The 23,342-nt window shown below is 47.5% G+C and carries 27 protein-coding genes; 21 read left to right on the forward strand and 6 right to left on the reverse strand.

Features of this window, described 5'->3' with window-relative positions:
* Positions 1-309: 309 nt before the first annotated feature.
* Positions 310-894 (forward strand): YdcF family protein, encoded by a 585-nt coding sequence (locus B3M90_RS10115; protein WP_290783935.1) that lies wholly within the window; start codon positions 310-312, stop codon positions 892-894.
* A 49-nt stretch (positions 895-943) separates the two neighbouring features.
* On the opposite strand, the gene B3M90_RS10120 is transcribed toward B3M90_RS10115, so the two are convergent.
* Positions 944-1,495 carry a hypothetical protein gene (locus B3M90_RS10120; RefSeq protein WP_290783937.1) on the reverse strand — a complete coding sequence of 184 codons (552 nt, stop codon included), beginning with the start codon at positions 1,493-1,495 and terminating at the stop codon, positions 944-946.
* A 134-nt stretch (positions 1,496-1,629) separates the two neighbouring features.
* The gene (gene ytzI, locus B3M90_RS10125) at positions 1,630-1,803 is read right to left on the reverse strand and encodes a YtzI protein (protein ID WP_023467656.1); all 174 of its coding nucleotides are present in this window, start codon (positions 1,801-1,803) and stop codon (positions 1,630-1,632) included.
* Between the two features lie 126 nt (positions 1,804-1,929).
* Here ytzI and B3M90_RS10130 point away from each other — a divergent pair, with 126 nt between their 5' ends.
* A complete protein-coding gene (locus B3M90_RS10130) occupies positions 1,930-3,033 on the forward strand; it encodes a PP2C family protein-serine/threonine phosphatase (protein ID WP_214855200.1) in 1,104 nt (367 codons plus the stop codon).
* Positions 3,034-3,114: 81 nt separating this feature from the next.
* Here B3M90_RS10130 and B3M90_RS10135 read toward each other — a convergent pair whose 3' ends face one another.
* Positions 3,115-4,050 (reverse strand): magnesium transporter CorA family protein, encoded by a 936-nt coding sequence (locus tag B3M90_RS10135; RefSeq protein ID WP_023467658.1) that lies wholly within the window; start codon positions 4,048-4,050, stop codon positions 3,115-3,117.
* 122 nt (positions 4,051-4,172) lie between these two features.
* On the opposite strand from B3M90_RS10135, the gene B3M90_RS10140 reads away from it, so the two are divergent.
* Positions 4,173-4,541, forward strand: a complete 369-nt coding sequence (locus tag B3M90_RS10140; protein ID WP_290755392.1) for an Hpt domain-containing protein — start codon at positions 4,173-4,175, stop codon at positions 4,539-4,541.
* 46 nt (positions 4,542-4,587) lie between these two features.
* On the opposite strand, the gene B3M90_RS10145 is transcribed toward B3M90_RS10140, so the two are convergent.
* Entirely contained in the window at positions 4,588-5,466 is an 879-nt protein-coding gene (locus tag B3M90_RS10145; protein ID WP_214855202.1) for a chemotaxis protein CheV, read from the reverse strand.
* Positions 5,467-5,684: 218 nt separating this feature from the next.
* Between B3M90_RS10145 and B3M90_RS10150 the strand changes: the two genes are divergently transcribed.
* The 11 genes from B3M90_RS10150 (at position 5,685) to B3M90_RS10200 (ending at position 15,153) form a co-directional block, all read left to right on the forward strand.
* Complete coding sequence (locus tag B3M90_RS10150; protein ID WP_290783939.1) at positions 5,685-7,124, forward strand: NADP-dependent glyceraldehyde-3-phosphate dehydrogenase; 1,440 nt, start codon at positions 5,685-5,687, stop codon at positions 7,122-7,124.
* A 173-nt stretch (positions 7,125-7,297) separates the two neighbouring features.
* A complete protein-coding gene (locus B3M90_RS10155; protein ID WP_290783941.1) occupies positions 7,298-8,269 on the forward strand; it encodes an MBL fold metallo-hydrolase in 972 nt (323 codons plus the stop codon).
* Positions 8,269-9,027 carry an SDR family NAD(P)-dependent oxidoreductase gene (locus B3M90_RS10160; RefSeq protein WP_290783943.1) on the forward strand — a complete coding sequence of 253 codons (759 nt, stop codon included), beginning with the start codon at positions 8,269-8,271 and terminating at the stop codon, positions 9,025-9,027. The genes B3M90_RS10155 and B3M90_RS10160 overlap by 1 nt, the downstream gene beginning before the upstream one ends.
* A gap of 19 nt (positions 9,028-9,046) precedes the next feature.
* Positions 9,047-10,243 carry an ABC transporter substrate-binding protein gene (locus B3M90_RS10165; RefSeq protein WP_290783944.1) on the forward strand — a complete coding sequence of 399 codons (1,197 nt, stop codon included), beginning with the start codon at positions 9,047-9,049 and terminating at the stop codon, positions 10,241-10,243.
* On the forward strand, positions 10,230-10,988 hold the full coding sequence (locus tag B3M90_RS10170) for an ABC transporter permease (RefSeq protein ID WP_290783946.1): 759 nt from the start codon (positions 10,230-10,232) through the stop codon (positions 10,986-10,988). The genes B3M90_RS10165 and B3M90_RS10170 overlap by 14 nt, the downstream gene beginning before the upstream one ends.
* Complete coding sequence (locus B3M90_RS10175) at positions 10,985-11,734, forward strand: ABC transporter permease (protein ID WP_290783948.1); 750 nt, start codon at positions 10,985-10,987, stop codon at positions 11,732-11,734. Before B3M90_RS10170 ends, B3M90_RS10175 begins: the two co-directional genes overlap by 4 nt.
* Positions 11,706-12,593 (forward strand): ABC transporter ATP-binding protein, encoded by an 888-nt coding sequence (locus B3M90_RS10180; protein ID WP_064300242.1) that lies wholly within the window; start codon positions 11,706-11,708, stop codon positions 12,591-12,593. The genes B3M90_RS10175 and B3M90_RS10180 overlap by 29 nt, the downstream gene beginning before the upstream one ends.
* Position 12,594: 1 nt before the next feature.
* The gene (locus B3M90_RS10185) at positions 12,595-13,176 is read left to right on the forward strand and encodes a CDP-alcohol phosphatidyltransferase family protein (RefSeq protein WP_290755409.1); all 582 of its coding nucleotides are present in this window, start codon (positions 12,595-12,597) and stop codon (positions 13,174-13,176) included.
* Positions 13,173-13,757 carry an NUDIX hydrolase gene (locus B3M90_RS10190; RefSeq protein ID WP_290783950.1) on the forward strand — a complete coding sequence of 195 codons (585 nt, stop codon included), beginning with the start codon at positions 13,173-13,175 and terminating at the stop codon, positions 13,755-13,757. Before B3M90_RS10185 ends, B3M90_RS10190 begins: the two co-directional genes overlap by 4 nt.
* A 162-nt stretch (positions 13,758-13,919) precedes the next feature.
* Complete coding sequence (locus B3M90_RS10195; RefSeq protein ID WP_035408921.1) at positions 13,920-14,456, forward strand: PadR family transcriptional regulator; 537 nt, start codon at positions 13,920-13,922, stop codon at positions 14,454-14,456.
* A gap of 79 nt (positions 14,457-14,535) precedes the next feature.
* Positions 14,536-15,153 (forward strand): hypothetical protein, encoded by a 618-nt coding sequence (locus tag B3M90_RS10200; protein ID WP_290783952.1) that lies wholly within the window; start codon positions 14,536-14,538, stop codon positions 15,151-15,153.
* A gap of 66 nt (positions 15,154-15,219) precedes the next feature.
* On the opposite strand, the gene B3M90_RS10205 is transcribed toward B3M90_RS10200, so the two are convergent.
* Together B3M90_RS10205 and B3M90_RS10210 are read right to left on the reverse strand one after the other, a co-directional pair.
* Positions 15,220-15,879 (reverse strand): type 1 glutamine amidotransferase domain-containing protein, encoded by a 660-nt coding sequence (locus B3M90_RS10205; RefSeq protein ID WP_023467672.1) that lies wholly within the window; start codon positions 15,877-15,879, stop codon positions 15,220-15,222.
* A 67-nt stretch (positions 15,880-15,946) separates the two neighbouring features.
* Entirely contained in the window at positions 15,947-16,801 is an 855-nt protein-coding gene (locus B3M90_RS10210; protein ID WP_290783954.1) for an aldo/keto reductase, read from the reverse strand.
* Positions 16,802-16,968: 167 nt separating this feature from the next.
* Here B3M90_RS10210 and B3M90_RS10215 point away from each other — a divergent pair, with 167 nt between their 5' ends.
* The 7 genes from B3M90_RS10215 to B3M90_RS10245 all read left to right on the forward strand — a co-directional run bounded on the left by B3M90_RS10215 (position 16,969) and on the right by B3M90_RS10245 (position 23,315).
* Complete coding sequence (locus tag B3M90_RS10215) at positions 16,969-17,499, forward strand: NUDIX domain-containing protein (protein WP_035408909.1); 531 nt, start codon at positions 16,969-16,971, stop codon at positions 17,497-17,499.
* 101 nt (positions 17,500-17,600) lie between these two features.
* On the forward strand, positions 17,601-18,083 hold the full coding sequence (locus B3M90_RS10220; protein WP_023467675.1) for a Fur family transcriptional regulator: 483 nt from the start codon (positions 17,601-17,603) through the stop codon (positions 18,081-18,083).
* Between the two features lie 125 nt (positions 18,084-18,208).
* The gene (gene xerD / locus B3M90_RS10225) at positions 18,209-19,093 is read left to right on the forward strand and encodes a site-specific tyrosine recombinase XerD (RefSeq protein ID WP_056060398.1); all 885 of its coding nucleotides are present in this window, start codon (positions 18,209-18,211) and stop codon (positions 19,091-19,093) included.
* A 118-nt stretch (positions 19,094-19,211) separates the two neighbouring features.
* Positions 19,212-20,384, forward strand: coding sequence for a phosphopentomutase (gene deoB, locus B3M90_RS10230; RefSeq protein WP_214855228.1), 1,173 nt, complete (start codon positions 19,212-19,214; stop codon positions 20,382-20,384).
* Positions 20,385-20,402: 18 nt separating this feature from the next.
* Complete coding sequence (locus tag B3M90_RS10235; RefSeq protein ID WP_214855231.1) at positions 20,403-21,215, forward strand: purine-nucleoside phosphorylase; 813 nt, start codon at positions 20,403-20,405, stop codon at positions 21,213-21,215.
* A 46-nt stretch (positions 21,216-21,261) separates the two neighbouring features.
* Positions 21,262-22,563: a pyrimidine-nucleoside phosphorylase gene (locus tag B3M90_RS10240; protein ID WP_214855234.1), complete on the forward strand. Its 1,302-nt coding sequence runs from the start codon at positions 21,262-21,264 to the stop codon at positions 22,561-22,563.
* A gap of 107 nt (positions 22,564-22,670) precedes the next feature.
* Positions 22,671-23,315 (forward strand): hypothetical protein, encoded by a 645-nt coding sequence (locus B3M90_RS10245; RefSeq protein ID WP_290783957.1) that lies wholly within the window; start codon positions 22,671-22,673, stop codon positions 23,313-23,315.
* The last annotated feature ends 27 nt before the right edge of the window (positions 23,316-23,342 follow it).

Here is a 23,342-nt window from a genome sequence, read left to right on the forward strand (position 1 = left end):
AAAGATAAGGGTGGCAGAATGATGATCTGCCACCCTTATCTCGTAACAAAAGAATGATGCGTCACACGCCACTCCTACAGGAAAAAGCGCATTATGCGCTGTCAGAGACAAGCAAGACCCGCTTTCCTGCTTGAATAAAGCAGGAAAACTGGCTTGTGTCTCGCCTGAGGAAAGGGCGTGAAAAGACGCGTCATTCTTTTTTGAGTCAGCCTTTTTTCATGGAGTCCGAACCTGTTATGCTGAAACTTTTTTGGAGAACCATTCGTATTGCCTACCGTAAGCCATTTTTTAGCAGAAAGGTCGTACGGTATGATTAAACGCATGTTTAACAAACGAAACATCAAATGGATGGTCGGTGGGGGGCTCGTTGCTTGTGTCGCCTTCTGGTACAGTGTCGGTATTTTCGTCAATAAAGGGGAGCGACCACTCGCTGATGGGACGTCACCGTATGTCATCGTCCTCGGCGCTGGTGTCAAAGGAGAAAAACCGTCGCAAATCCTACATAACCGGATTCAGGCAGCTGCGGCATATGGGAAACAACATTCAGAAGTCCGCTTCATCTTAAGCGGTGGACAAGGTCCGGATGAAGATATTTCAGAAGCAGAAGCGATGCGACGCGGAATGGTGGCGTCCGGGATTGCTGAAGAGCGATTGATCCTTGAAGCCGACTCGACATCAACGACGGAAAATCTACAATTTTCAAAGGCATTGTTGCCAAAAGACGTTCGTCGGGTCTCGATCGTCACGTCGGATTTTCACTTATATCGTGCTCGAAAAGAAGCACGGCAACTTGGTTTACAGACGGATGCGATTCCGGCTGAGACACCCCTTTCAGGAGTCCTTCGATTCGGAATGCGTGAACGCGTTGCGATCGTTGTTCAATTCCTACGCTAAAATCCCCGACAAGGTGAACATGTCGGGGAGAAAGAAGTGCATTGAGTGATTAGATGCCTTCACCTTTATGCTTTTCCTCAGAAGATTGAGAATCATTTGCTTGTTTGTTGGAAGCATCATGCTCAGCAGGTGGTTCTTCTTTGCCAAGTGCGACATCTTTCGCTTCGACGACTTTATTGCTGATAGAACTCAGGTCACCTTTTGTCTCGTTGACTGTATCCTTCACAGTCGAAGCATCAGACTTTACTGTTTCAAGTTCTGTGTTCACTTTGTCATAAACGTTTTGAACGTCAGACGCCACTTCTTGGATGATACTTGAAGCACTCTTTACCTGATTGATAACTTGTGACGCTTTGCCCGACGGATCTTCCTTGATGGAAGACGCGAGTGTCGAGACGGAATCCTTCGCACCACGTAAGCTTTGTTTCGTGTTTTGACGGGACGAAGAACTAAGTAGCGTCAATAGTCCGCCGACAAGGGCACCGAGCAACATCCCTGTGACGAGATTGATTTGACGACCTGATGATTCTTCCTGATCGAACTGGCGATTCGGATGTTCTGCGTGTGCTGTGTGTGGATCATGTTGAAGCTTCGGTTCCATGATGAACACTCCCTTGAGATAATATTTAACCATGATATGGATATACCCTTGTGAGTGAATCAAAAACATCTAAAAATAACATGTATTTGAAATGAATATAAAAAAGACCATCGTGTTATGATGGTCTAAGAGGTTCATTTGTTGGATGAATCATCATCATTTTCGTGACGAAGTTTTCGGTTGATTTCATCATAATCGATTTCGATATCATCCTTGTTGCCCTTGTAGCCATATCCTTTCGAAATGACGATGATCGAGGCGACCAAGACGAATACGATGATGAGAATGGAGACGACATATAACCACATAGTCCACTCCTCCTTTCGTTCACTTACTAGTATGACGGAAAACGCAGCTTCCGTCTAAACGAAATTGTAGGTTGTGTGCTAAACTGATGTCGGATAAACATGTTAAACGGAACGAGGTGACGGCGGATGAGTATTTTGGTCGTAGATGATGAGTTAACGAATTTATTGCTCTTAGAGCGATTGTTAGAAAATGAAGGCTATGACGTCGTCAAGGCGATGAGTGGGGAAGAAGCAATTGAATTGATGGAGGATCCGTTATTCATCGAACAGTTGGACGTCGTTCTCCTCGATGTCGAGATGCCAGGGATCAGCGGAATCGAGGCGACACGTTTGATTCGAAAACGATTTGGTCTTGATGAATTACCGATTCTGATCGTTTCCGGGCGATCCAACGAAGAAGATATCGTTGATGGACTGAATGCAGGGGCATCCGATTATACGACGAAACCGATCCGTAAAACGGAATTGCTCGCGCGAGTTCGTAACGCGATTGGTCTGAAACAAGCAATCGATGCACGAAAACGATATGAAAAAGTATTACAGGAAGACTTTGATTTGGCGCAAAAACTGCAACAGAGTGTGCTGAGTGCCAATATCGAAGACGATGAGATCCGCATCATGGCGACCTATATCCCGTCTAAGAAACTAGCGGGAGACATGTATGCCTGGTATCGCATCTCTCAGAATAAATACGGCATCATCTTATTTGACGTCATGGGACACGGTGTCTCCTCTGCATTGATTACGATGGGGATGAGTTCAATCTTGTTTGAACTCGTGCACCGGATTGGTGATCCGGCTCAAGTGCTTGAAGAGTTGAATCAACAGATGAGTCGACTGTTTCCGGGAGATGAGACAGAAATCTATTTCACGGCTGTCTACCTTTATATCGACTTAGATGAAATGAAACTCAGCTATGCGAACGCGGGGCATCCACCTGGTTTGTTGCGGATGAACGATCAAATCATTCCGCTTGAGAATACGGGACTTCCTGTTGGTATGTTCGAAGACTCGACGTATACGAGCAAGACGATCGACATCGTCTCACCCGGATGTGTTTACCTGTATACGGACGGATTCATGGAACTCTATAGTAAAGGCATTGATGAAGGAATCTTCGCCATCCAGAACCTAATCGAACAACAAGGACCGAACATCCATCAGTTGATTCAACCGGATCAGAGCGATGAAGCGGATGATCTTTGTCTCGTGACAGTCGAAATCAATTAACATGTAAATGAAGAAGACTCAGCGACAGAAACACCGTCACTGAGTCTTTTTTGAGTCATACAAGTCTTGCGCTTACTTGAACTAGAAGAACCTTCTCCGCCATAAGATGAATGCGGCAAGACCAGAGAAGAAGATCATCATGCCGAAGACAATCCAAAAACCGATGACTTCTCCTTCCCAAGGGACATGGACGTTCATTCCGAACATCCCAGATATCATCGTCGGAATCGAGATGACGATCGTAATCGAGGCGAGGAACTTCATGACGAAGTTGACATTGTTCGAGATAACGGAACCAAATGTATCCATCGTCGAACTGATGATGTCTTTATAGATTTGTGCCATTTCCATTGCTTGCCGGTGTTCGACGAAGACATCTTCGAGTAAGTCTTCATCGTCTTCGTGTTTCTCAAGACTCGGTGTCTTGATGATTCGGTCGAGGACACCATCGTTCGATTTCAAGGATGTCATGAAATAGACCAATGATTTCTGAAGGTTCATGAGTTGAAAGATTTCTTGATTTCGCATCGAACGTTGTAATTCTTCCTCGAGTTCATCCATCCGTCGATCGATTTGGCGTAGGAAACGGAGATACGAGGAACTGACTTTATAGAGTATCTGAAATACGAAGCGCGATCGATAATTCGTCCGGAATCCTCGCAACTTACCACTCGAAAATAACGTCAGGACATCGAGCTGTTGCGAACAAACGGTGATGAAATGACGGGATGTCACGATGATACCGAGCGGAATCGTATTATAACGGCGTCCTGATGATTCTTCTTCGATGTAGGGAACGTCGACGATCATCAGTAGACCTTCTTCATCTTTTTCAAAACGTGGTTTTTCTTCCACGTCCAAAGGGTCATAAATGAAATCCTCTGGAATATTCGTAGCAGCGATGACTTGGTCGGCTTCATCCTTGGTCGGATTGACAAGATGGATCCAGGAACCTTTCGTAAACTCCTGTATCTCGTTGACTGCCCCAGTGACATCGCTTCGATAAATCGTCAACATATTGTCTATCCCTCCTGCTCTTCACTGTCTCATTATAGAAATAGAAACGATGGCGTGTAAATGATTCTCCGATTTTTTTTTACGAAGATTAGTGATAAGATGAAAACAGAGGAGGGGAAGACATGCCTTTTTTTAATGCTAAGAAGCTCGAAGAACTTCAATCGATCGCGGGTGGGGATCACGCGTTCCTTCAAAAAATCGGAGAGACGTATATCGCGCAGTTCGATCGAAAGTTTCCTGAACTAAAAGATGCCGTCGCTAAGCAAGATGCTGAGAAAACTGAAAAGCTCGCTCACTTGCTAAAAGGTGCTTCCTATTCCGTTGCCGCTGACGATTTAGCTGATGATTTCGAACTGCTTGAAAAAGAAGCAGAGTCCGGTTCAATGACCGGAACACAAGAAATCGTCGATCGGATTGAGCAATGCATGGTGGAATTCCGTGTCGTCTGGCTCGATGTGTTTACTGGGAAAAATCTTGACGCCCTGCGTTGAGCAATCGAATAGATCAAAAAAGCCGACATGCTGTCGGCTTTTTTTCTTATAAGACGTAGGAATCAACCGTTTCGATCAAACGACCGATTTCTGGTTTCGTGATTTGTGCATTGACACCAACGGATTCACCTTTATGGCGTAAATCGTCGGAAATCAAGGAAGAGAAGACAATGATCGGCAGTTCTGCATAACGATCATCTTCACGGAGTCGTTTCGTTAAATGAAGTCCATCCATCTTGGGCATTTCAATATCCGTAATCAGGAGATCACAGTTACTTCCTTGTTCGAAAGCATCGAATGCGTCTTTCCCATTGATGAACCACTTCAGTCCGTGGTAACCGGCTTCCTCGAGTGTTTCGATGATCAACATCCGGAGCATTTCCGAGTCTTCGGCAATCCAGATGATTTTATCGGACCGGTCACGGGACTGGACGCGACGTCCTTCTTCGCGGGCGAAGATATCCTTGCGTGAGAGCTCAAGGGCAATTTTTTCATAGTCGAGCAGGATGATCATCTTGTCTCCCGTTTTAACGACACCATTCGTTAACCCTTCGATGCCACGAGCGAGTTCGTTTGGTGTATCGATCTGCTCCCATGAGATACGGCGGATTTCCGTCACGGAATCAACGCGTAGGACACTCTTTTCTCCATTGAATTCACAGATGATCAGTCGATCCTCGGTTGCTTCGTCGTGGGGAACACCGATGACTGTAGGCAAATCGATTACCGTCATGACTTCGCCGCGGAGTTCGATCAATCCTTTGACAGCATCCGGTGTACCCGGAAGTGGTGTCATCGGGAGCGGAACGATGATTTCCCGAACCTTCATGACGTTGATACCGAACGTATACGGACCACAATGGAAGATGACGATCTCGAGTTCGTTCGTGCCGGCTTCTAATAAAATATCGTGCTGATTGTACATATGGTTGTGCCCCTTTCCATTACCTTCACTTCACTTCTGACTAGTTATCGGCATGCTACGTTAAAAATTCTAGTTCTGAATCGACAAAAAAATTGTTGTAATCGCTTTCATAATATGTTAAGCAAAAAGTTTGGCATTTGTCAGACCAATTGATTACAATAAGCTATGCAGCCACACACTGAAATGAGAGAGATAAAAATAAATGGAGGTAGAGTGGAATGACTACAGCAACAACCTACACATTTTTACTAGATGGAAAATGGCATGAAAGTGAATCAAAAGAGACGATTGAAATCTCTTCACCATATAAAGAGGATCTTGTCGGTCGTGTTCAAGCGATGACAAAATCAGAAGTCGATCGTGCCATCGCTTCAGCGAAAGCGGCACAAGCAGAGTGGGCAAAACAACCAGCGAACAAACGGGCTGAACTGCTTCACGCTTGGGCAACGGAACTCGAGAAACGTGCGGACGAAATCGGTGAAGTCATCATGCGCGAAGTCGGTAAAGGACGTGCAGATGGCGTCAAAGAAGTCAAACGGACAGCTGAAATCATTCGCTACACTGCGGAAGAAGGTCTCCGTTTCGACGGTCAGATGATGCAAGGGGATTCGTTCCCAGGCGGTAGCGCGAAAAAAATCGCGATCATCAAAAAAGCGCCACTCGGTGTCGTGCTTGCCATCTCACCGTTCAACTACCCAGTTAACTTGGCAGCAGCGAAACTCGCACCTGCACTCATGACAGGGAACGCCGTCGTCTTTAAACCGGCAACACAAGGTTCAATCAGCGGTATCTTAATGGTTGAGGCGCTCGTCGCAGCCGGCCTTCCAGCTGGACTCGTCAACATCGTCACAGGTCGTGGATCAGTCATCGGTGATTACTTGACAGCTCATCCGGGAATCAACATGATCACATTCACAGGTGGTACAGGAACAGGACAACATTTATCACGTCAATCTGCAATGATTCCACTTGTCCTTGAACTCGGCGGAAAAGACCCAGCACTCGTTCTTGAGGATGCGAACCTGTCCCTTGCAGCAGATCACATCATCAGTGGTGCATTCTCTTACTCAGGTCAACGTTGTACAGCAATCAAACGTGTCTTCGTTCTCGATCACCAAGCGGATGCGCTTATTGAAGAACTTAAGACTCGAATTGCAAAATTGACAGTCGGTTCACCTGAACAAGAAAGTGTCGTCGTACCACTCATCGATACGAAATCAGCGGACTTCGTCGAAGGCTTGATCATGGACGCAACAGACAAGGGCGCAACGCTCGTCACAGGTGGCGGACGTACAGCGAACTTGATCGAACCAACACTTCTTGACAACGTGACACGTGACATGCGCGTCGCTTGGGAAGAGCCGTTCGGACCAGTTCTTCCAATTATTCGTGTTAACTCGGTCGACGAAATGATCGCATACTCGAACGAATCAGAATACGGTCTTCAAGCAAGTGTCTTCACGGAAAACATCGATGCTGCGTTTGCGGTAGCGGACGCGCTTGAAACAGGTTCTGTTCAAATCAATGGACGTACAGAACGTGGTCCTGACCACTTCCCATTCATCGGTGTTAAATCATCGGGTCTTGGTGTTCAAGGTGTCGGACGTAGCTTAGCTTCGATGACACGCGACAAATTAACAGTCCTCAACTTAAAATAAGTTTTTGACCGACCTTTCAATCTGCGGAAAGGTCGGTTTTTTGTGCATCCATTTCTTATACTCTAGCGTAAGCTAGACAACAAATATCATCCGTTGACGCACAAAGTTTGGCGCTATAGCTTCATTCTCTCTATAATGAAAGAAAATGGACGAGAGAAAAGAGGCGTGTAGGCATGACTGTATCAGACGAAATCATCCCGATTCCGATTCCCACACCATTTCCTGTAGGGGACGTGAACTGTTTTGTGTTACGAACGGAAGGGGAAAACATCCTCATTGATTGTGGACCCGATACACTCGAGGCGTGGCAAATGATGCAACAGACGCTTGCGCGACACGATTTGAGGGTTGAGGATTTAGATCGTGTCATCGTGACGCATCACCATGCGGATCATGCTGGGATGGCACATCGATTTTCAGAGAAAGGCATTCCTGTCTATGGACATGCGCGGTTGCGCCCGTATTTGGAACAGGACGAGACGTTCCTAAACAATGGGGACGTGTTCTTACGTCGACTGGCGACTTCATTTGGTGTTCCGTCAGCGATTCAAGAGATGTTACCGAGCTATCAATCTGCCTTAAAATGGCTTGGAAAAGGTCAACTTGATTTCATATTAAAGGAAGGCGACGCAATTACACCTTCTGGGCGATATCGCGTCATCGAACTGCCAGGTCATGCGAGTGACCAAATCGGAATTTTAAGCGACGATGGTATATTGTTCGCGGCGGACCATTTGCTGGACCGGGTCGAACCGAACCCGTTGCTTGAACAACCGCAACCGGGTGATGACGTGCTCGTGAAACGACCCGTTCTTGCGTATCTCGACTCCTTGGAAAAACTACAAGGAGAACAGATCCGAATTGCGTATACCGGTCATGGTGATCCGATTCGCGATGTCGCGGCACTCGTTGAAGAACGATTGATGCAACGCAAGGCACGCGGCGATCAACTGTTGAAGTATTTTTCAGAAGAGCATACATTATTTGAATTAGCACAAGTGACGTATGGGAATCGATTAAAAAAATCATTCCCACTCGTCATGAGTGAAATGAAGGCACGTCTTGATACGCTTGTCGCACGTGGTGCGATTACGGTTGAGAAACGATCTGGTATCCTCTACTATTCGAAAATGGAGGAAGTTTAATGCAACTCATCAACCGGACAATCGTCATCACCGGTGCTTCAAGTGGACTCGGGGAAGCACTGGCGCGCACTCTGCATAAAGAAGGGGCAAACTTGATTTTAATCGCACGACGCGAGGATCGATTACAAACGTTAGCGTCTGAACTCCAGGCAGACTACCTGGTCTACGATTTGGAAGAGGCGCCCGAAATGCTTGCGAAAACACTCGCAAATCGTTATGGACGGATCGATATTTTGATTAATAACGCAGGTTTCGGGGAATTCAGCTTCCTAGACGATACCTCGATTGAAACGATTGAGTCGATGCACCGGATCAATGTCTTAAGTCCGGTTCGTTTGACAAAAGCCTGTCTGCCATTACTGAAAGAAGGTGGCATGATCGTCAACGTGGCCAGTCAGGCGGGGAAGTTGCCGACACCGAAATCAACGATCTATTGCATGACGAAAGCAGCGATGTTGCAGTTTTCGAACGCGTTACGTCTCGAGTTACGTCCAAAAGGCATCCACGTCATGACGGTCAATCCAGGACCGATCGCGACAGAATTTTTTGTCCGTGCGGATGTCGACCGGAAGTATGAGCAAAATGTCGCTTCTATCGTCCTATCGAAAGAACGACTAGCTTCTACTGTCGTCCGAGCAATAGAGCAGCGTAAACGTGAAGTCAATGCACCATGGTGGATGGAGCTATCGGCAAAAGGGTACGGCGTGATGCCACGGTTGATCGAGTGGTTAGGAAAACCGGGCTTCGATAAAAAGTGATGACGGAGGAGAACGACAAATGAAAACAAAGGTAATCAGCTTTCTTGCCCTAGGTACGCTGCTCGCAGGCTGTGGAACACCGGATGCGACACCGGAACCGAAGAATGTCTTAGGGACTTCTTATCAGACGATCGAAAAAGAAGCGGAAAAGTCAGCGGTTCGGATGTATATGTGGGGCGGCGATGACGGCATCAATGCCTACATCGATGAATACGTAGCACCGCGTCTGAAGAAGGAACACAACATCACATTAGAACGGATTCCGATCGAGACGGCGGATATCATTCAAAAACTGCGTGCTGAGAAACAGGCAGGTAAGGAAAAAGGTGTCATCGATGTCGTCTGGATCAATGGCGATAATTTTTTAAATGCTAAAAAAGATGATTTACTGTATGGAGAGATCACAAAAGTCCTCCCGAACACGAAATATGTTGATGCTGCCGCACAGAGTTCAGATAGTGGTACGAAAACAGACGGACTTGAAGCCGCATGGGGAAAAGTCCAATATACGTTGCACTATGACGCAGCTGATGTAAAGTCGCCACCAAAGGACTTACAAGCGTTGAAGTCTTGGGTCAAGGAAAATCCAGGACGCTTCACGTATCCAGAAGTGACGGATTTTACAGGAAACGCCTTCGTCCGTCACGTCATGTATGGTGTCGAATCGAACGCGACCCTAAAAGACCCAAAAGCAGACTTCAAGAAGACATGGGCTTACCTGAACGAAATCAAACCGTACCTCTGGAAAAAGGGGAAGACGTATCCGAAGACGCTTGCGCAACTCGATCAGTTATACGCGAAGGGAGACGTCGACTTCACGATGGGCTTCAACGAACGACGGGCAGAACAAGAAGTGAAGTCAGGAACGTTTCCGAAACAAACGCGTCCGATTGTTTTGAAGGATGGCTCAATCGCATCGACCCATTTCCTTTCCGTACCATTCAATGCACCGAACCCGAGAGGTGCACTCGTTACGATCAATACGCTGTTGTCACCAGAGGCACAATTGAAAAAATATGATGCGACTTACTGGGGCGATGGAACGAGTCTCGATTTGTCGACACTTGATCAGGCAGAACAAAAGCAGTTCGCTGATGTACCGGCCGCACCGTCGACACCGAAGCCGAGTGTCTTTGAAGGGAAAGTCCGGACGGAACTAGATCCATCGGTCTTCGAGATGATCCGTAAGGAATGGCCGTCTCGTGTGGCGCGGTAACGTATATCCTGCTGCAATTCTGATGGCAGGGATGGTCTTATACGGGCTGTGGGTCAGTGTTTCAATGACGTCACCCGCCGACTATCATGAGCTACTGACGGATGACGTCTTTTTAGAGAGTCTAACCGTCAGTAGTTACGTGGCCATCGTCAGTACGGTGCTCGCGCTGATCATTGGTGTGGTGCTCGCAATGCTCTTGAGCAGAACAAGACTAGCTGCGTTACTTGCGATTCCTTTATTCATCCCTCATCTAGGAGCAGCATACCTCGCGATTCTCTATTTGAGTGATGTGCCTGTCATCGGACCGCATGAAGGGAATTATTTTAATGTCATCTTGACGTATCTGTATAAAGAAATTCCGTTCGTGTTTTTTTATCTCTTACCGGTGGTCCGGCGCCTTGATTCGCGTTATCAAGAACTCGGTATGATGCTCGGTTTATCACCAGTGCGCCGATTCTGGCATGCGCGGGGTGTTTTCCTACTCGTTCCGATGCTTGAGGCAGCATTTATCTTGCTTGCCTTCATCCTGTTCGCATATGAGATTCCAGCACTGCTCGGCGTGACCTATCCAAAATTACTTGGCGTCTATGCATTCGATTTGTATACACAAGGCGATTTATCGGAGCAACCACTCGCTTTTGCAATGAGTGTCGTCTTGACGGGAGGACTCTTCCTCCTGCTATTGCTTATGACTGGTTTGACACGCCCACTGGCAACGAAGATCAGTAGGGGGCGAAGCGAATGATAAAAAAAATCAGTGTGACTGTATTCGTTGTAATCCTGTTCATCGTTCCTTTAATTGGTTTGATTCCAGGAGAGTGGAATTGGAATCCGCGCCTAGAAGCGACGCTCGGCACGACCGTCGCGATGATTTGTGCCGTCGTATTGTTGAATCATCTCTTCGGGTACATGGCAGGAAAAGCGATTGCCTTTCAAACGGGGAAACGGATTCGTATAGCAGAGTTCTTGATTAGTTTGCCGCTGTTCGTTCCCGTGTTATTGCTATCATTCGGTCTCTATTTGACATGGATCCGTCTTGGTTTGGCAGATCGATTTTTTGGTGTCCTGCTCGTGTTGCTTCTGCCGACCTTGCCGTATACAGTTCGCTTGTACACGAACGGATTTCAGGCGCTCGGAGAACGGATGCTTGAACAGATGGTCTTGATTGAGGGGAACCGGTTCAAGCGTTGGTTCTATTTGACGGGACCGATGCTTCGGTCGACGTTACAATCCGTGACGCTACTCGTCACGGTGATCACGATCAGTCAGTATGCACTAGTTGCGTTGATTGGTGGTGGGATCGTCCGCATGATATCACTCGAAGTATTCCCGGCGTATTCTGGTAATTCGCAAGGGGCGGCGCGTCTAGCGACACTCTGGTTGATCGGGGTGCCCATTCTCTTTTATGCTGGACAAGCCGTTATTTTTTCTAGTTGGATACGAATCGTACGGAGGCGTTTAAATGGAAGTCACGATACAACAAGTCAATAAACGATTTGGAACGAAGCATGTGTTGTCTGATATCGATTTAAATATCGCATCTGGACAATGTGTGGCTTTAGTTGGACCGAGTGGTAGTGGGAAAACGACGCTTCTCCGCCTGATTGCGGGTCTCGAACGTGTGACGAGTGGAGTGATTCAGTTCGGTGACCGAGATGTGACTGTTCTTTCACCGAATCAGCGAGGTGTGACGATGATGTTTCAACGGTCGCTGTTGTTCCCACATTTGAACGTCGAACAGAACATCCGTCTCGGTGCCAAACAATTAACACCGATCGAGCTCGAATCCTGGTTACATCGCGTCGGACTCGAGGGAAGAGGAAAAAGTGCTGTTCACGAATTGTCAGGGGGCGAACAGCAGCGGGCGAGTTTAGCTCGTGCGCTGGCGAGTCAACCGGACTTCTTGTTGCTCGATGAACCGTTCTCGAGTCTAGATGTACCGAGACGACGGGAACTACGGACATTGATTCGGAAGTTGACCGAGGAACAAGGTGTCACGACACTCCTTGTCACACACGATCGGGAAGAGGCAATGGCGATGGCGGATATCGTCTATGTCTTAGAACAGGGGCGAATCGTCGATCATGGTACACCGATTACGCTGAGCCAGACCAGCCCGTTTTTTGGCGAAGGCATTCAAATTGAAGAAACATGGCATCCGTTGACGGCAGTCAACTTGGTCTCAAGACCGACGAAGGAGACGGATGAACGTGTTACGATTACGAAAGAACTCATTCAATACGGTGTTCGATTCTACGAAGTCGAACGAGCATCCGGAGAACGACTCGTGCTCTCTTCAGATGAGACGATTCATGAGAAAGAAGGCTATATCGTTAGAAAGGAGGGGTGACATGTTAGATACGCGTGCGCGTAAAATCGTTCAACCCCTATTTGATCAAGGGGCGACCTTATTTAAGAAAATTGGATTATCGGCGACACAGGTGACGATCATCTCCGGCATCATCGGTGGTGCGACGGGCTTTTTCGTCTATAACGATATGATGGGAACGGCGATTGTCTTATTGTGGATCTCGGGCATGCTTGATGTCATCGATGGAACGATGGCACGAAAAGAAAAGACGACTCCAATCGGCACGATTCTCGACCTTGTTCTCGACCGGATCGTCGAGCTGTCAGTGCTGATTGGTCTTGCACTCCGATTTCCGGAAACGCAGGCCGTTATTCTGTTGCTCGTCGCATCATTCGTCATTGGGATGACGATGTTCCTTGCAATCGGAGCGGTCAGTGAAAATTACGGCTACAAGTCGTTTCAATATCAACCGGGACTGGTCGAGCGAACGGAAGGGTTCTTATTCCTAACAGCGATGATCCTGTTCCCAAGCGCCATCATTTGGATCGCAATTGTCTTTTTGATCGCTGAACTCTATACGGTTGGAGAACGATTCCATCAAGCATCGAAGGTGTTACGATGAGTGAACAAGAGATGATCATGACGGTGGACCGTGCTGGGAATCCGCTCGGACCGCGTCCGCGATCAGAAGTCCACGCAAAAGGTCTATGGCATGAAACGTTTCATTGTTTCGTCTATGATCCAACGCAGGACGTCGTGTTGCTCCAGCAACGTTCTGAACAAAAGAAGGACTTTCCGGGAATGCTCGATATCACGGCAGCCGGTCATCTGCTCGCAAATGAGACGGTTGAAGATGGTGTCCGGGAACTCGAAGAAGAGATTGGTTTAGCTTATACCTTTGATCAACTAATACCTCTTGGAGTTCAGGAGGAGGAGTTTCGGGATGCGACACTTTGGGATTGTGAACGATGCCATGTCTTTCTTGCTCGAAGTGATCAAGCGATAGACGCATACGTCCTCCAGGAAACAGAAGTGAAGCGATTGATTGCTTTTTCGATCGAGCAGTTTGAGCGAATCGCTGACATGTCCATCGAGCGTATTCAGGACACGACAGGCGAGTGGTTCGATCGTCGTCAATTCGTTCCGCATCCTTCTTCTTACTGGAGACATGTACGACAGGGAATCGAGCAATTACGTAAATAGAAAGAATGGGAAAGAAATAACGCATGAAGACCTACGATCGAATGTGATTTCGCTCGTAGGTCTTTTTTTAATCGTACATTCGTTCGACGCAAGAGTAGCGAAATTAAGATATATTTGAGATAATTAAGTATATATACAAAAGAAGGAAAGAAGGTGCAGCCAGTGGCATTACGATTTGCACTACTCGGGCTGCTGACCCAAGGGGAAGCGACCGGTTATGATTTGAGCGCGACTTTTAAAAAACAGATGATCCACTTCTGGACCGCACATCATACACAAATATACCGAGAGTTGTTAAAAATGGAAGAGGCAGAACTTGTGACGAGCGTTCATATCGTTCAAGAAGATCTGCCGGATAAGAAAGTCTATTCGATCACGGATAAAGGGCGGACGGAGCTCGTCGAATGGTTACGGACACCAAATGAATTCAAACCGAAGATGAAGGATGAGAACTTGATGCGGGTCTCGCTCCTGCATCTTCTCCCACCAGAGGAAGCTGTCGCTTATCTAGAAGAATCGAAGCGACACCATCAATTTGCCGTCGAGATGATGCAAAGTTGGCGTCACGATCATCTCGAGAACGGTGCGACACTAGGTGAGACCTTGACGAGTGAATACGGCTTGCGTATGATGTTGAATTACTTGGACTGGTGTGATTGGGCAATTGCGGAAATCAAAAAAAACGGAGCGAACGTCTAACAAAACTGGCTCGACTGTCATGTAGATGGCGGATTCGATCCAGTCTTGTTTTTGATGTGATGAAGTAAGGAGTTAAACCATGTACTTTAATGATTACGAAGACTGGATCGAAGAAGAGGCAGAAGAGTTATTTCACCTACATGAAGAACCGTTGACGCGAGAAGCGACGTCGTATTCGCAATTTACGGCGTATGTAGAGGAGGCACTCCTCGAGCCATTATTATTCAAATTGCGCTGGCTCGGAGAAGCGGAAGAAGAGGAGATTCTAGAACAGGCGGATCCAACCGTCTGGAAAAATGCTTCGGGCAATTCGGAAGCCTCACTTCGTCGAGATGTATTACGACGAGTCGTCGAGCGAGACTTGACGGCGCATATCCTTGCGTACCTGACACCGATTCTTGAAGCGAGACAAGCCACTTATGAGGCGGAATTGAAGCAGCTTCAATTGGCGCATGCTGAACAAATAGATGAGGTCAAACAACACGAGCAACAGATTGAACTCGGACCGCCACCTGAGAAAATTAAAAAGTGGTGGTATTTCAAAGAAAAAGAAGTAGCTCGTTCCTTTACAGAGGAAGAACGATCTGCGCTACAGGCACAACAGCAACAACTCGAGGACGAGTTAAAGCGACTCGAACAAAAAAAACGTGAGACTGAAGCTGATCTCGAACGATTGGATTCACTTCACCGATTGTAATTCACGCCAAAAAAATGGAGCAGACGACGTTATGTCGTTTGCTCCATTTTGTATAAAGGTATCGTATTAAGCTTGTGTCGCAAGTTTCGCAAGGACAAGTTTCGCGACCGCTTCACTTGAAGCCGGGTTTTGTCCTGTGACGACGTTGCCGTCGATGACTGCGAATTCCTTACCAGCATCTGATGTCAGGAAAGTAGCGCCTTCACCACGAAGTGTCGTCTCAAGCAAGAATGGTACTTTATCTTCGAGACCTGTCGATTTTTCTTCTTCGTCTGTGAAGCCGTTGATTTGACGACCTGATACGAAAGGTTTGCCATCGATCATGACGTGTGCGAAGGCCGCTGGACCGTGACAGACCGATGCGACGACGCCATCTTTTTTGATGACAGCTTCAATGGCACCTGCCACTTGTGGGTTATTCGGGAAGTCGACGACCGCACCGTGACCACCTGGGAAGTAAACAGCATCAAATGATGCTGGATCGACTTCTGAGAGTGCTTTCGTGTCGTGCAACGCACGACGTGCATCTTGGAATTTCGGCAAGATTTCTTTGACAATCGATGCTTTATCGATCGGGACGTCGCCACCTTTGATCGAAGTGACCGTCACGTCATGTCCTGCGTCTTTGAACAGGTTGTATGGTGCTGCGAACTCTTCGAACCATAATCCTGTTTTGTGACCATTCATGTCATCTGCACTTGTTGATACGATTAAAATACGAGCCATAATAAAACTCCTCCTCTGTATGAACGTTACAAAGAAGGAGTTTCCCGGAGATATGAAGAGTTAAACCTCAACGGTGTTCCGTATAGTGATGAACCGGCAGTGTAGCAAATGCCTGGTCGATTTGAGCTTGCGAGATCGACTCTTTCATCGCTTGGACGTTTGCCTGAAGCTGTGACACGCTTGACGCGCCAGGAAGGACGATATCGACCTGTTGATCGATGGCTTGCAATGCAAGCGCCGGAAGCGGGAAATCTTGAAGTTTTTGTAGACTCGCCTCAAGCGTTTCCTTATCGAATTGTTCGAACCGATCAACCGACTGCAGGCGTGAAGCACTTTCATGTGTCAAGAGTCCTTTTGCCAGTGGACCACGGGCAACGACTTGGATGTTTTTCTCTTTTAAGCGTGGCAACAACTCTTCGATGCGGCGATCGAGCAACGAATAAGGCGTCATCAAGTAAGAGAAATTACTGTGCTCGAGCCAATATTCGATGACATTCGGGCGCAGTGACGACAGACCATATTCCTTGATCTTCCCCTCTACTTTTAAATCTTCCATTGCGCGGATCGACGCATCGATATCATCATCAATCGTACCGCCATGGACGTAATACAGATCGAGATAAGGAGTTTCAAGACGATTCAAACTTTCAAGACAAGCTTGCTTTAGATAGTCATAACTCGGATCCCATGTCCAACCGGTTCCGGTCGCATTCATTCGATTGCCACCTTTTGAGGCAAGAAACAATCGACTACGATCCTCTTGCGCGAAGGTTTGGCCGATAATCGATTCGACGGCTCCGTTTGCATAGACATCCGCTGTGTCGAAATGGGTGATACCCGCGTCGAGTGCCGTCCGCAGGATTGCTGCCGCTTCTTCCTGTCCGCGTTTTAAGATCGTCATCGTACCTAATCCTAATGACATGTTCAATTCCCTCTTTTCTTAAATGAACTGTAAGTTTGGAACTTCTGCATTCTAGTGTATCATATCTTATGAAAAAGACGGCTTGAAGTCTTGCGGCAATACGTCGGAAACGGCATACTAATCATGACAGAGAACGTAAACTAGGATAGAAGAGGGGAACACTACCGATGGAAGAAAAAACGATTGAACGTGAAGTGATCTATGAAGGAAAAGTTTTTGATGTCGAGAAACATGTCGTCACGTTACCGAACGGTAATACCTCGGTTCGTGAACTGGTCTATCATAATGGTGCCGTCGCCATCATCGCTTTTGATGAACAAGGGGATCTGATTGTCGTTGAACAATATCGGAAGGCGTTCGAGAGTCTATCAATCGAGATACCAGCGGGCAAACTCGAGAAAGGTGAAGATCCACTCGATTGTGCAGGACGTGAATTAAAGGAAGAAACAGGTTACGTCGCGAAAGAGTTACGACATGTCTTTGATTTCTACGGTGCGCCTGGTTTCTGTAGCGAACGTGTACATATCTATGAAGCGATTGGTCTGACTGCCGGTGATCGTCAGCTCGATGAAGATGAGTTCCTTGAGAACAAAACATTGAAGCTTGAACAAGCGCTCGAACTTGTTGCAAACGGAACGATTGTCGACGCGAAGACGATCATGGCGATCCAGCATTGGCAGATCCGTACTTTAAAATGATTCTCATTTAAATGATTTTCAGTTGATAATCATTTTAATTTGAAAAAAGACTGATTATCAGCTATGATAATAGCATCAGTTCGAACAAAGGGGGCGCTATGATGGAAAGTCGTGTAGAACGCATCAAAAAACAGCTAAGCGGTAAAGGATATAAGCTGACTCCCCAACGTGAAGCGACTGTGCGTGTCCTGCTCGAACATGAGTCGGATCACCTCAGTGCCGAAAATGTCTTTCTCCTTGTAAAAGAAAAGAACTCCGACATCGGACTTGCGACGGTTTACCGGACGCTCGAATTATTGACGGAGCTCGAAGTCGTCGATAAGGTCAACTTCGGAGATGGCGTATCCCGGTTTGATTTACGACAAGAAGGTGCGAGTCATTCGCATCACCATCTCGTCTGTATCGAATGCGGATCCGTCGAAGAGATTTTAGACGATATGCTGGAAGAAGTAGAGAAAGAAATCGTGTCCCGATTCCACTTCAAAATCAAGGATCACCGCCTGACATTCCATGGCGTCTGCCGTGTCTGCCAAGAGCGTCACGCTCGGGAAGCGTTGGAACAATCGCAAACACAAACAGTCTGACCGTCCGAGGAAATTTCGGATGGTTTTTCTTTTTCAATTTTTATAGGTCAGACCTCTTCACAACGGTTTACACCTTTGATATGATGGGGAAGTAAGCGATTTCGTAAACGAAGAGGATGAGTTCAGTGCGTGAACAACTGGAAGCATTTATCAACTATTTAGTGATTGAACGGCAAATGTCCGCGAATACGGCAGCTGCGTATCGAAATGATTTGAATCAATACTTACAGACGCTCGAAACAGCGGAAGTTTCTTCGTTTGAACAGGTTCACCGACATCATATCGTCGACCACATTGAACGATTGCTTGAAGCACGCAAGTCACGATCGACGGTCCGCCGGGCGACGAGCTCAATCCGTTCGTTCCATCAATATCTGGTCGAAGAGAAACTAACGACGCATGATCCGTCCCGTCATCTTGATTTACCGAAACCGGAGAAGAAGCTTCCCGTCGTCTGGAGTCAAACCGACGTCGAACGTTTGCTTGATTCGGTCGTCGGTGTCGATCCGCTTACACGACGAGATGCAGCAATGCTTGAGCTTCTCTATGGAACAGGGATGCGCGTCAGCGAACTGCTACAACTGAAGTTGAACGATTTGCAACTCGAACTAGGGTATCTGTCGTGTATCGGGAAAGGGAACAAGTCCCGTATCATCCCGATGAGTTCGACGTCGATTGAAAGCGTCAGGACATATCTTGACCTCGCGCGTAATAGTCTCGGAGGTCAACAGACGGACGATGTCTTCTTGAACAGTCGCGGTGATCGTTTGTCACGACAAGGTTTTTGGAAGATGATCAAACGACGGGCAAAGGAAGCCGGTATCGAAAAAGAAATCACGCCGCATGTCTTGCGTCATTCGTTCGCGACCCATCTTCTTGAAAATGGTGCTGATCTACGCGTCGTGCAAGAGATGCTAGGACACGCTGATTTGTCGACGACACAAATGTATACACACGTCAACAAAGCACGACTCCACGACGTGTATAAGAAACATCATCCACGGGCATGATGATTCTATCTTTTAAAGGTCTGACTTCAGACAAATGATGCGTTTTGTCTAGTCCCTTTCCGGGAAAAATCGTAACGGGAATCGCACAACTACAGCTCGTATATAGGAGGAACAGCAAATGGCTCAATCATTTAAACGTGTATTTTTGATCGTCATGGACTCCGTAGGAATCGGAGAAGCACCGGACGCTGAACAGTTCGGAGATCTTGGTTCGCATACGCTCGGTCACATCGCGCGTGAACGCAACGGACTCAACATGCCGAACATGGCAAAACTCGGTCTCTCGCATATCGAACCGATCGAAGGTGTCTCAGCTGAAGAAGCACCGCTTGCGGCATACGGAAAAATGCAAGAAGTATCTGCAGGGAAAGATACGATGACAGGGCATTGGGAGATCATGGGACTGCGGATCGATACACCATTCCGTGTTTTCGAAAAATTCCCGGATGATTTGATTCATCGCTTGGAAGAGTTCTCAGGACGGAAGATCATCGGGAACAAACCGGCTTCTGGTACGGAAATTCTCGACGAACTCGGACAAGAACATGTCGAGACAGGCGCCTTGATCGTCTATACGTCGGCAGACTCTGTCCTTCAGATCGCAGCACACGAAGAAGTCGTGCCATTAGAGGAACTGTACCGGATTTGTGAATACGCACGTGATATCACGCGGGATGACCCGTACATGCTTGGTCGCATCATCGCGCGTCCATTCCTTGGTGAAGCAGGAGCGTGGGTCCGGACAGCGAACCGTCACGACTATGCACTCAAACCATTCGACCGGACGGTCATGAACGAACTCGAGACGGCAGGACTCGATGTCATCTCGCTCGGTAAGATTGCCGATATCTATGATGGAGAAGGCGTCACAGATGCAATCCGTACGAAATCGAACATGGACGGGATGGATCAGCTCGTGAAACAACTCGATCGGGATTTCAACGGACTTTGCTTCTTGAACCTCGTCGATTTCGATGCGTTGTTCGGACATCGTCGTGATCCGCAAGGTTACGGACAAGCACTCGAAGAGTTCGATGCACGTCTACCTGAAGTGTTTGCTCGCTTGAACGAAGACGATCTCTTAATCATCACGGCTGACCACGGAAACGATCCCGTTCACGCAGGAACGGATCATACGCGGGAATATGTACCGTTGCTTGCCTATCATAAAAATAGTGTTGCAAAACCGCTCGGTATCCGTGAGACGTTCGCTGATCTTGGGGCGACGGTCGCAGAAAACTTCGCTGTCAAGATGCCGGCACATGGAACAAGCTTTTTAACAGAACTATAATTCGAGGGAGCGATTCAGATGACAGTCAACTGGAATGAAACACGTTCGTTTTTAGAAAGCAAGATGCAGGTAAAACCGGAAATCGGATTGATTCTCGGTTCAGGACTTGGTGTCCTCGCGGATGAGATTGAAAATCCAATCGCGATTCCATACCACGAAATCCCGAACTTCCCGGTATCAACGGTCGAAGGGCACGCGGGGCAACTCGTCTTCGGTACTCTTGAAGGGAAACAAGTCGTTGCGATGCAAGGGCGATTCCACTTCTACGAAGGATATTCGATGGATATGGTCACGTTCCCGGTTCGTGTCATGAAGGCGATCGGTGTTGAGACATTGATCGTTACGAACGCAGCGGGTGCTTGTAACGAAGCGTTCGAACCAGGTGATTTGATGTTGATCACGGATCACATCAACTTCTTCGGTACGAACCCATTAATCGGGAAGAACGTCGACGAGATGGGACCACGTTTCCCGGATATGTCGAAGCCGTATGATGCGGAATTACTTCGTCTTGCACAGGAAACAGCGGATGAACTCGGAATTCGTGTCCGTCAAGGTGTCTACTTCGGAAACACTGGTCCAACGTATGAGACGCCAGCAGAAGTCAAGATGGCACGGATGCTCGGTGGCGACGTCGTCGGTATGTCGACGGTCCCTGAAGTCATCGTTGCCCGTCATTCAGATATGCGTGTCCTCGGGATTTCGTGTGTCTCGAACATGGCAGCAGGCATTCTCGATCAACCGTTACACCATGATGAAGTCATCGAGACGACAGAACGCGTCCGGGCACACTTCCTATCACTCGTTCGCGGTTCGATCAAAAAAATGTAACGACTGTTTTAAAACTCACAAACCACTCCTGAGGAGGAACTAGATTATGCGTATGGTAGATTTGATTGCAACAAAACGAGACGGTGGCGAACTCGCAACAGCTGATATTCAAGCAATGGTAGAAGGATTCACGAATGGTGAGATTCCAGATTACCAAATGTCAGCGATGTCGATGGCGATTTTCTATCAAGGAATGTCAGATCGTGAAATCGCTGATTTGACGATGGCGATGGTCAAATCGGGTGACGTGATCGACCTTTCACGTATCCACGGGAAAAAAGTCGACAAACACTCAACTGGCGGCGTCGGTGACAAGATCAGTTTGATCGTCGCACCACTCGTTGCGTCAATCGGTATTCCGGTTGCGAAGATGAGCGGTCGTGGACTCGGTCACACAGGTGGAACAATCGACAAACTCGAAGCGTTCCCTGGTTTTGACGTTGAACTTTCAGAAGAAGCATTCGTCTCACAAGTCAACGACATCAAGATGGCAATCATCGGTCAAACAGGTAACTTGACGCCTGCAGACAAAAAACTCTACGCATTACGTGACGTCACAGCGACGGTCAACTCGATTCCATTGATCGCAAGTTCGATCATGTCGAAAAAGATCGCAGCAGGAGCAGACAGCATCGTACTTGACGTGAAGACAGGTTCTGGTGCCTTCATGAAATCGTTCGAAGATGCAAAAGCACTCGCGACAGAGATGGTTTCGATTGGTAAGAGTGTCAATCGTAAGACGGTTGCTGTCATTACGGACATGGACCAGCCACTCGGCTTTGAAATCGGTAACGCAAACGAAGTCAAGGAAGCGATTGAAGTCCTTCAAGGGAAAGATGTCCGTGACTTGAAAGTCATCGCCTTGACGATTGCATCACACATGGCAGTCCTCGGTGAGTTCTACCCGACGTTCGACGAAGCGTATGCGGATCTCGAAACACGTCTCGCTAACGGCGCAGCACTTGACGTCTTCAAGAAGTTCATCGCAGCGCAAGGTGGCGACGCGTCACTCGTTGACGACATGACAAAAGCACTTGAAACGAAATACGAAAAAACATTCGTTGCTTCAAAAGCCGGTTACGTTTCTGAAATCATCGCTGACGAAGTCGGTGTTGCGGCAATGATCCTCGGTGCTGGACGCGCGACGAAAGCAGATGAGATCGACCACGCAGCAAGCGTCACGTTACACAAGAAAGTCGGCGATCGTGTCGAAGTCGGCGATGTCATCGCAACGCTTCGTTCAAACAAAGAAACGCTCGACCAAGCGATCGAAAAAATGGATCACGCGTATCACATCAGTGAAACGAAACCGGCAGAACGTCCGCTCGTTCACGCTGTCATCCAGTAAGCAATCCAATCAGCAATACTTGAGTAGTGGACTTCGTCCGCTACTCTTTTTTTGTGATACAATCAAAATTGTAAAAATATAGGATGATTAATTTTGGGGGTGAGTGCATGAAACGTTGGTTGATCGGAATTGCCAGTCTAGTTGGAGTCATCGGAGGTGGTGCCTTATTGATGACGTTCGCTTTTACACAGGACATGAACTCGGATGGAACGAAAGAGACTGAAATACAGCGGAAAGCAAAAACTTACTTAGAACAGCATCTTCCGGAAGCGAAGGTGACAGGTAGTCTTTACGACAACATGGGAAATTTTCCATTTGAATATGCCGCACGCGCGATAGACGAAAAAACGAATACTGAGTTTTTCGTCTATCAACAAGAGGAGTCGGGGAGGCTCGTTGACTCGTATCATGCGTCACTTTGGGAAGATCGGTTAGAGCGACGGATCCCGTCGCCGACTCTCGAACAACTGAACCATCAATTGAGCGTGACCGTACTTTATGACAGCGATGAAATACAGCGGCTAGGTGACGCGCGTTTTGAATCAAAGGCTTATTTACGGAAAGAAGTCGCTCCGACGCTTTTAGTGGATGTTCCACGCAAGCGACACGAACAGGATAAAGCGCAGGTCACAGCGTGGGCAAAGTCATTACGTGAACAAAAGATCCTTCAACATATGACGGTCAAGATTGACTATGTGTCGGAAAAAGGAGAATTGCTTGAGAACGGAGATTCGCTCTTCGTGAAGCTGTAAAATGGATGGGAAAATGAGAGTACGTGT

The organism is Exiguobacterium sp. UBA6309 (assembly GCF_002439205.1).
Lineage (GTDB): Bacteria > Bacillota > Bacilli > Exiguobacteriales > Exiguobacteriaceae > Exiguobacterium_A.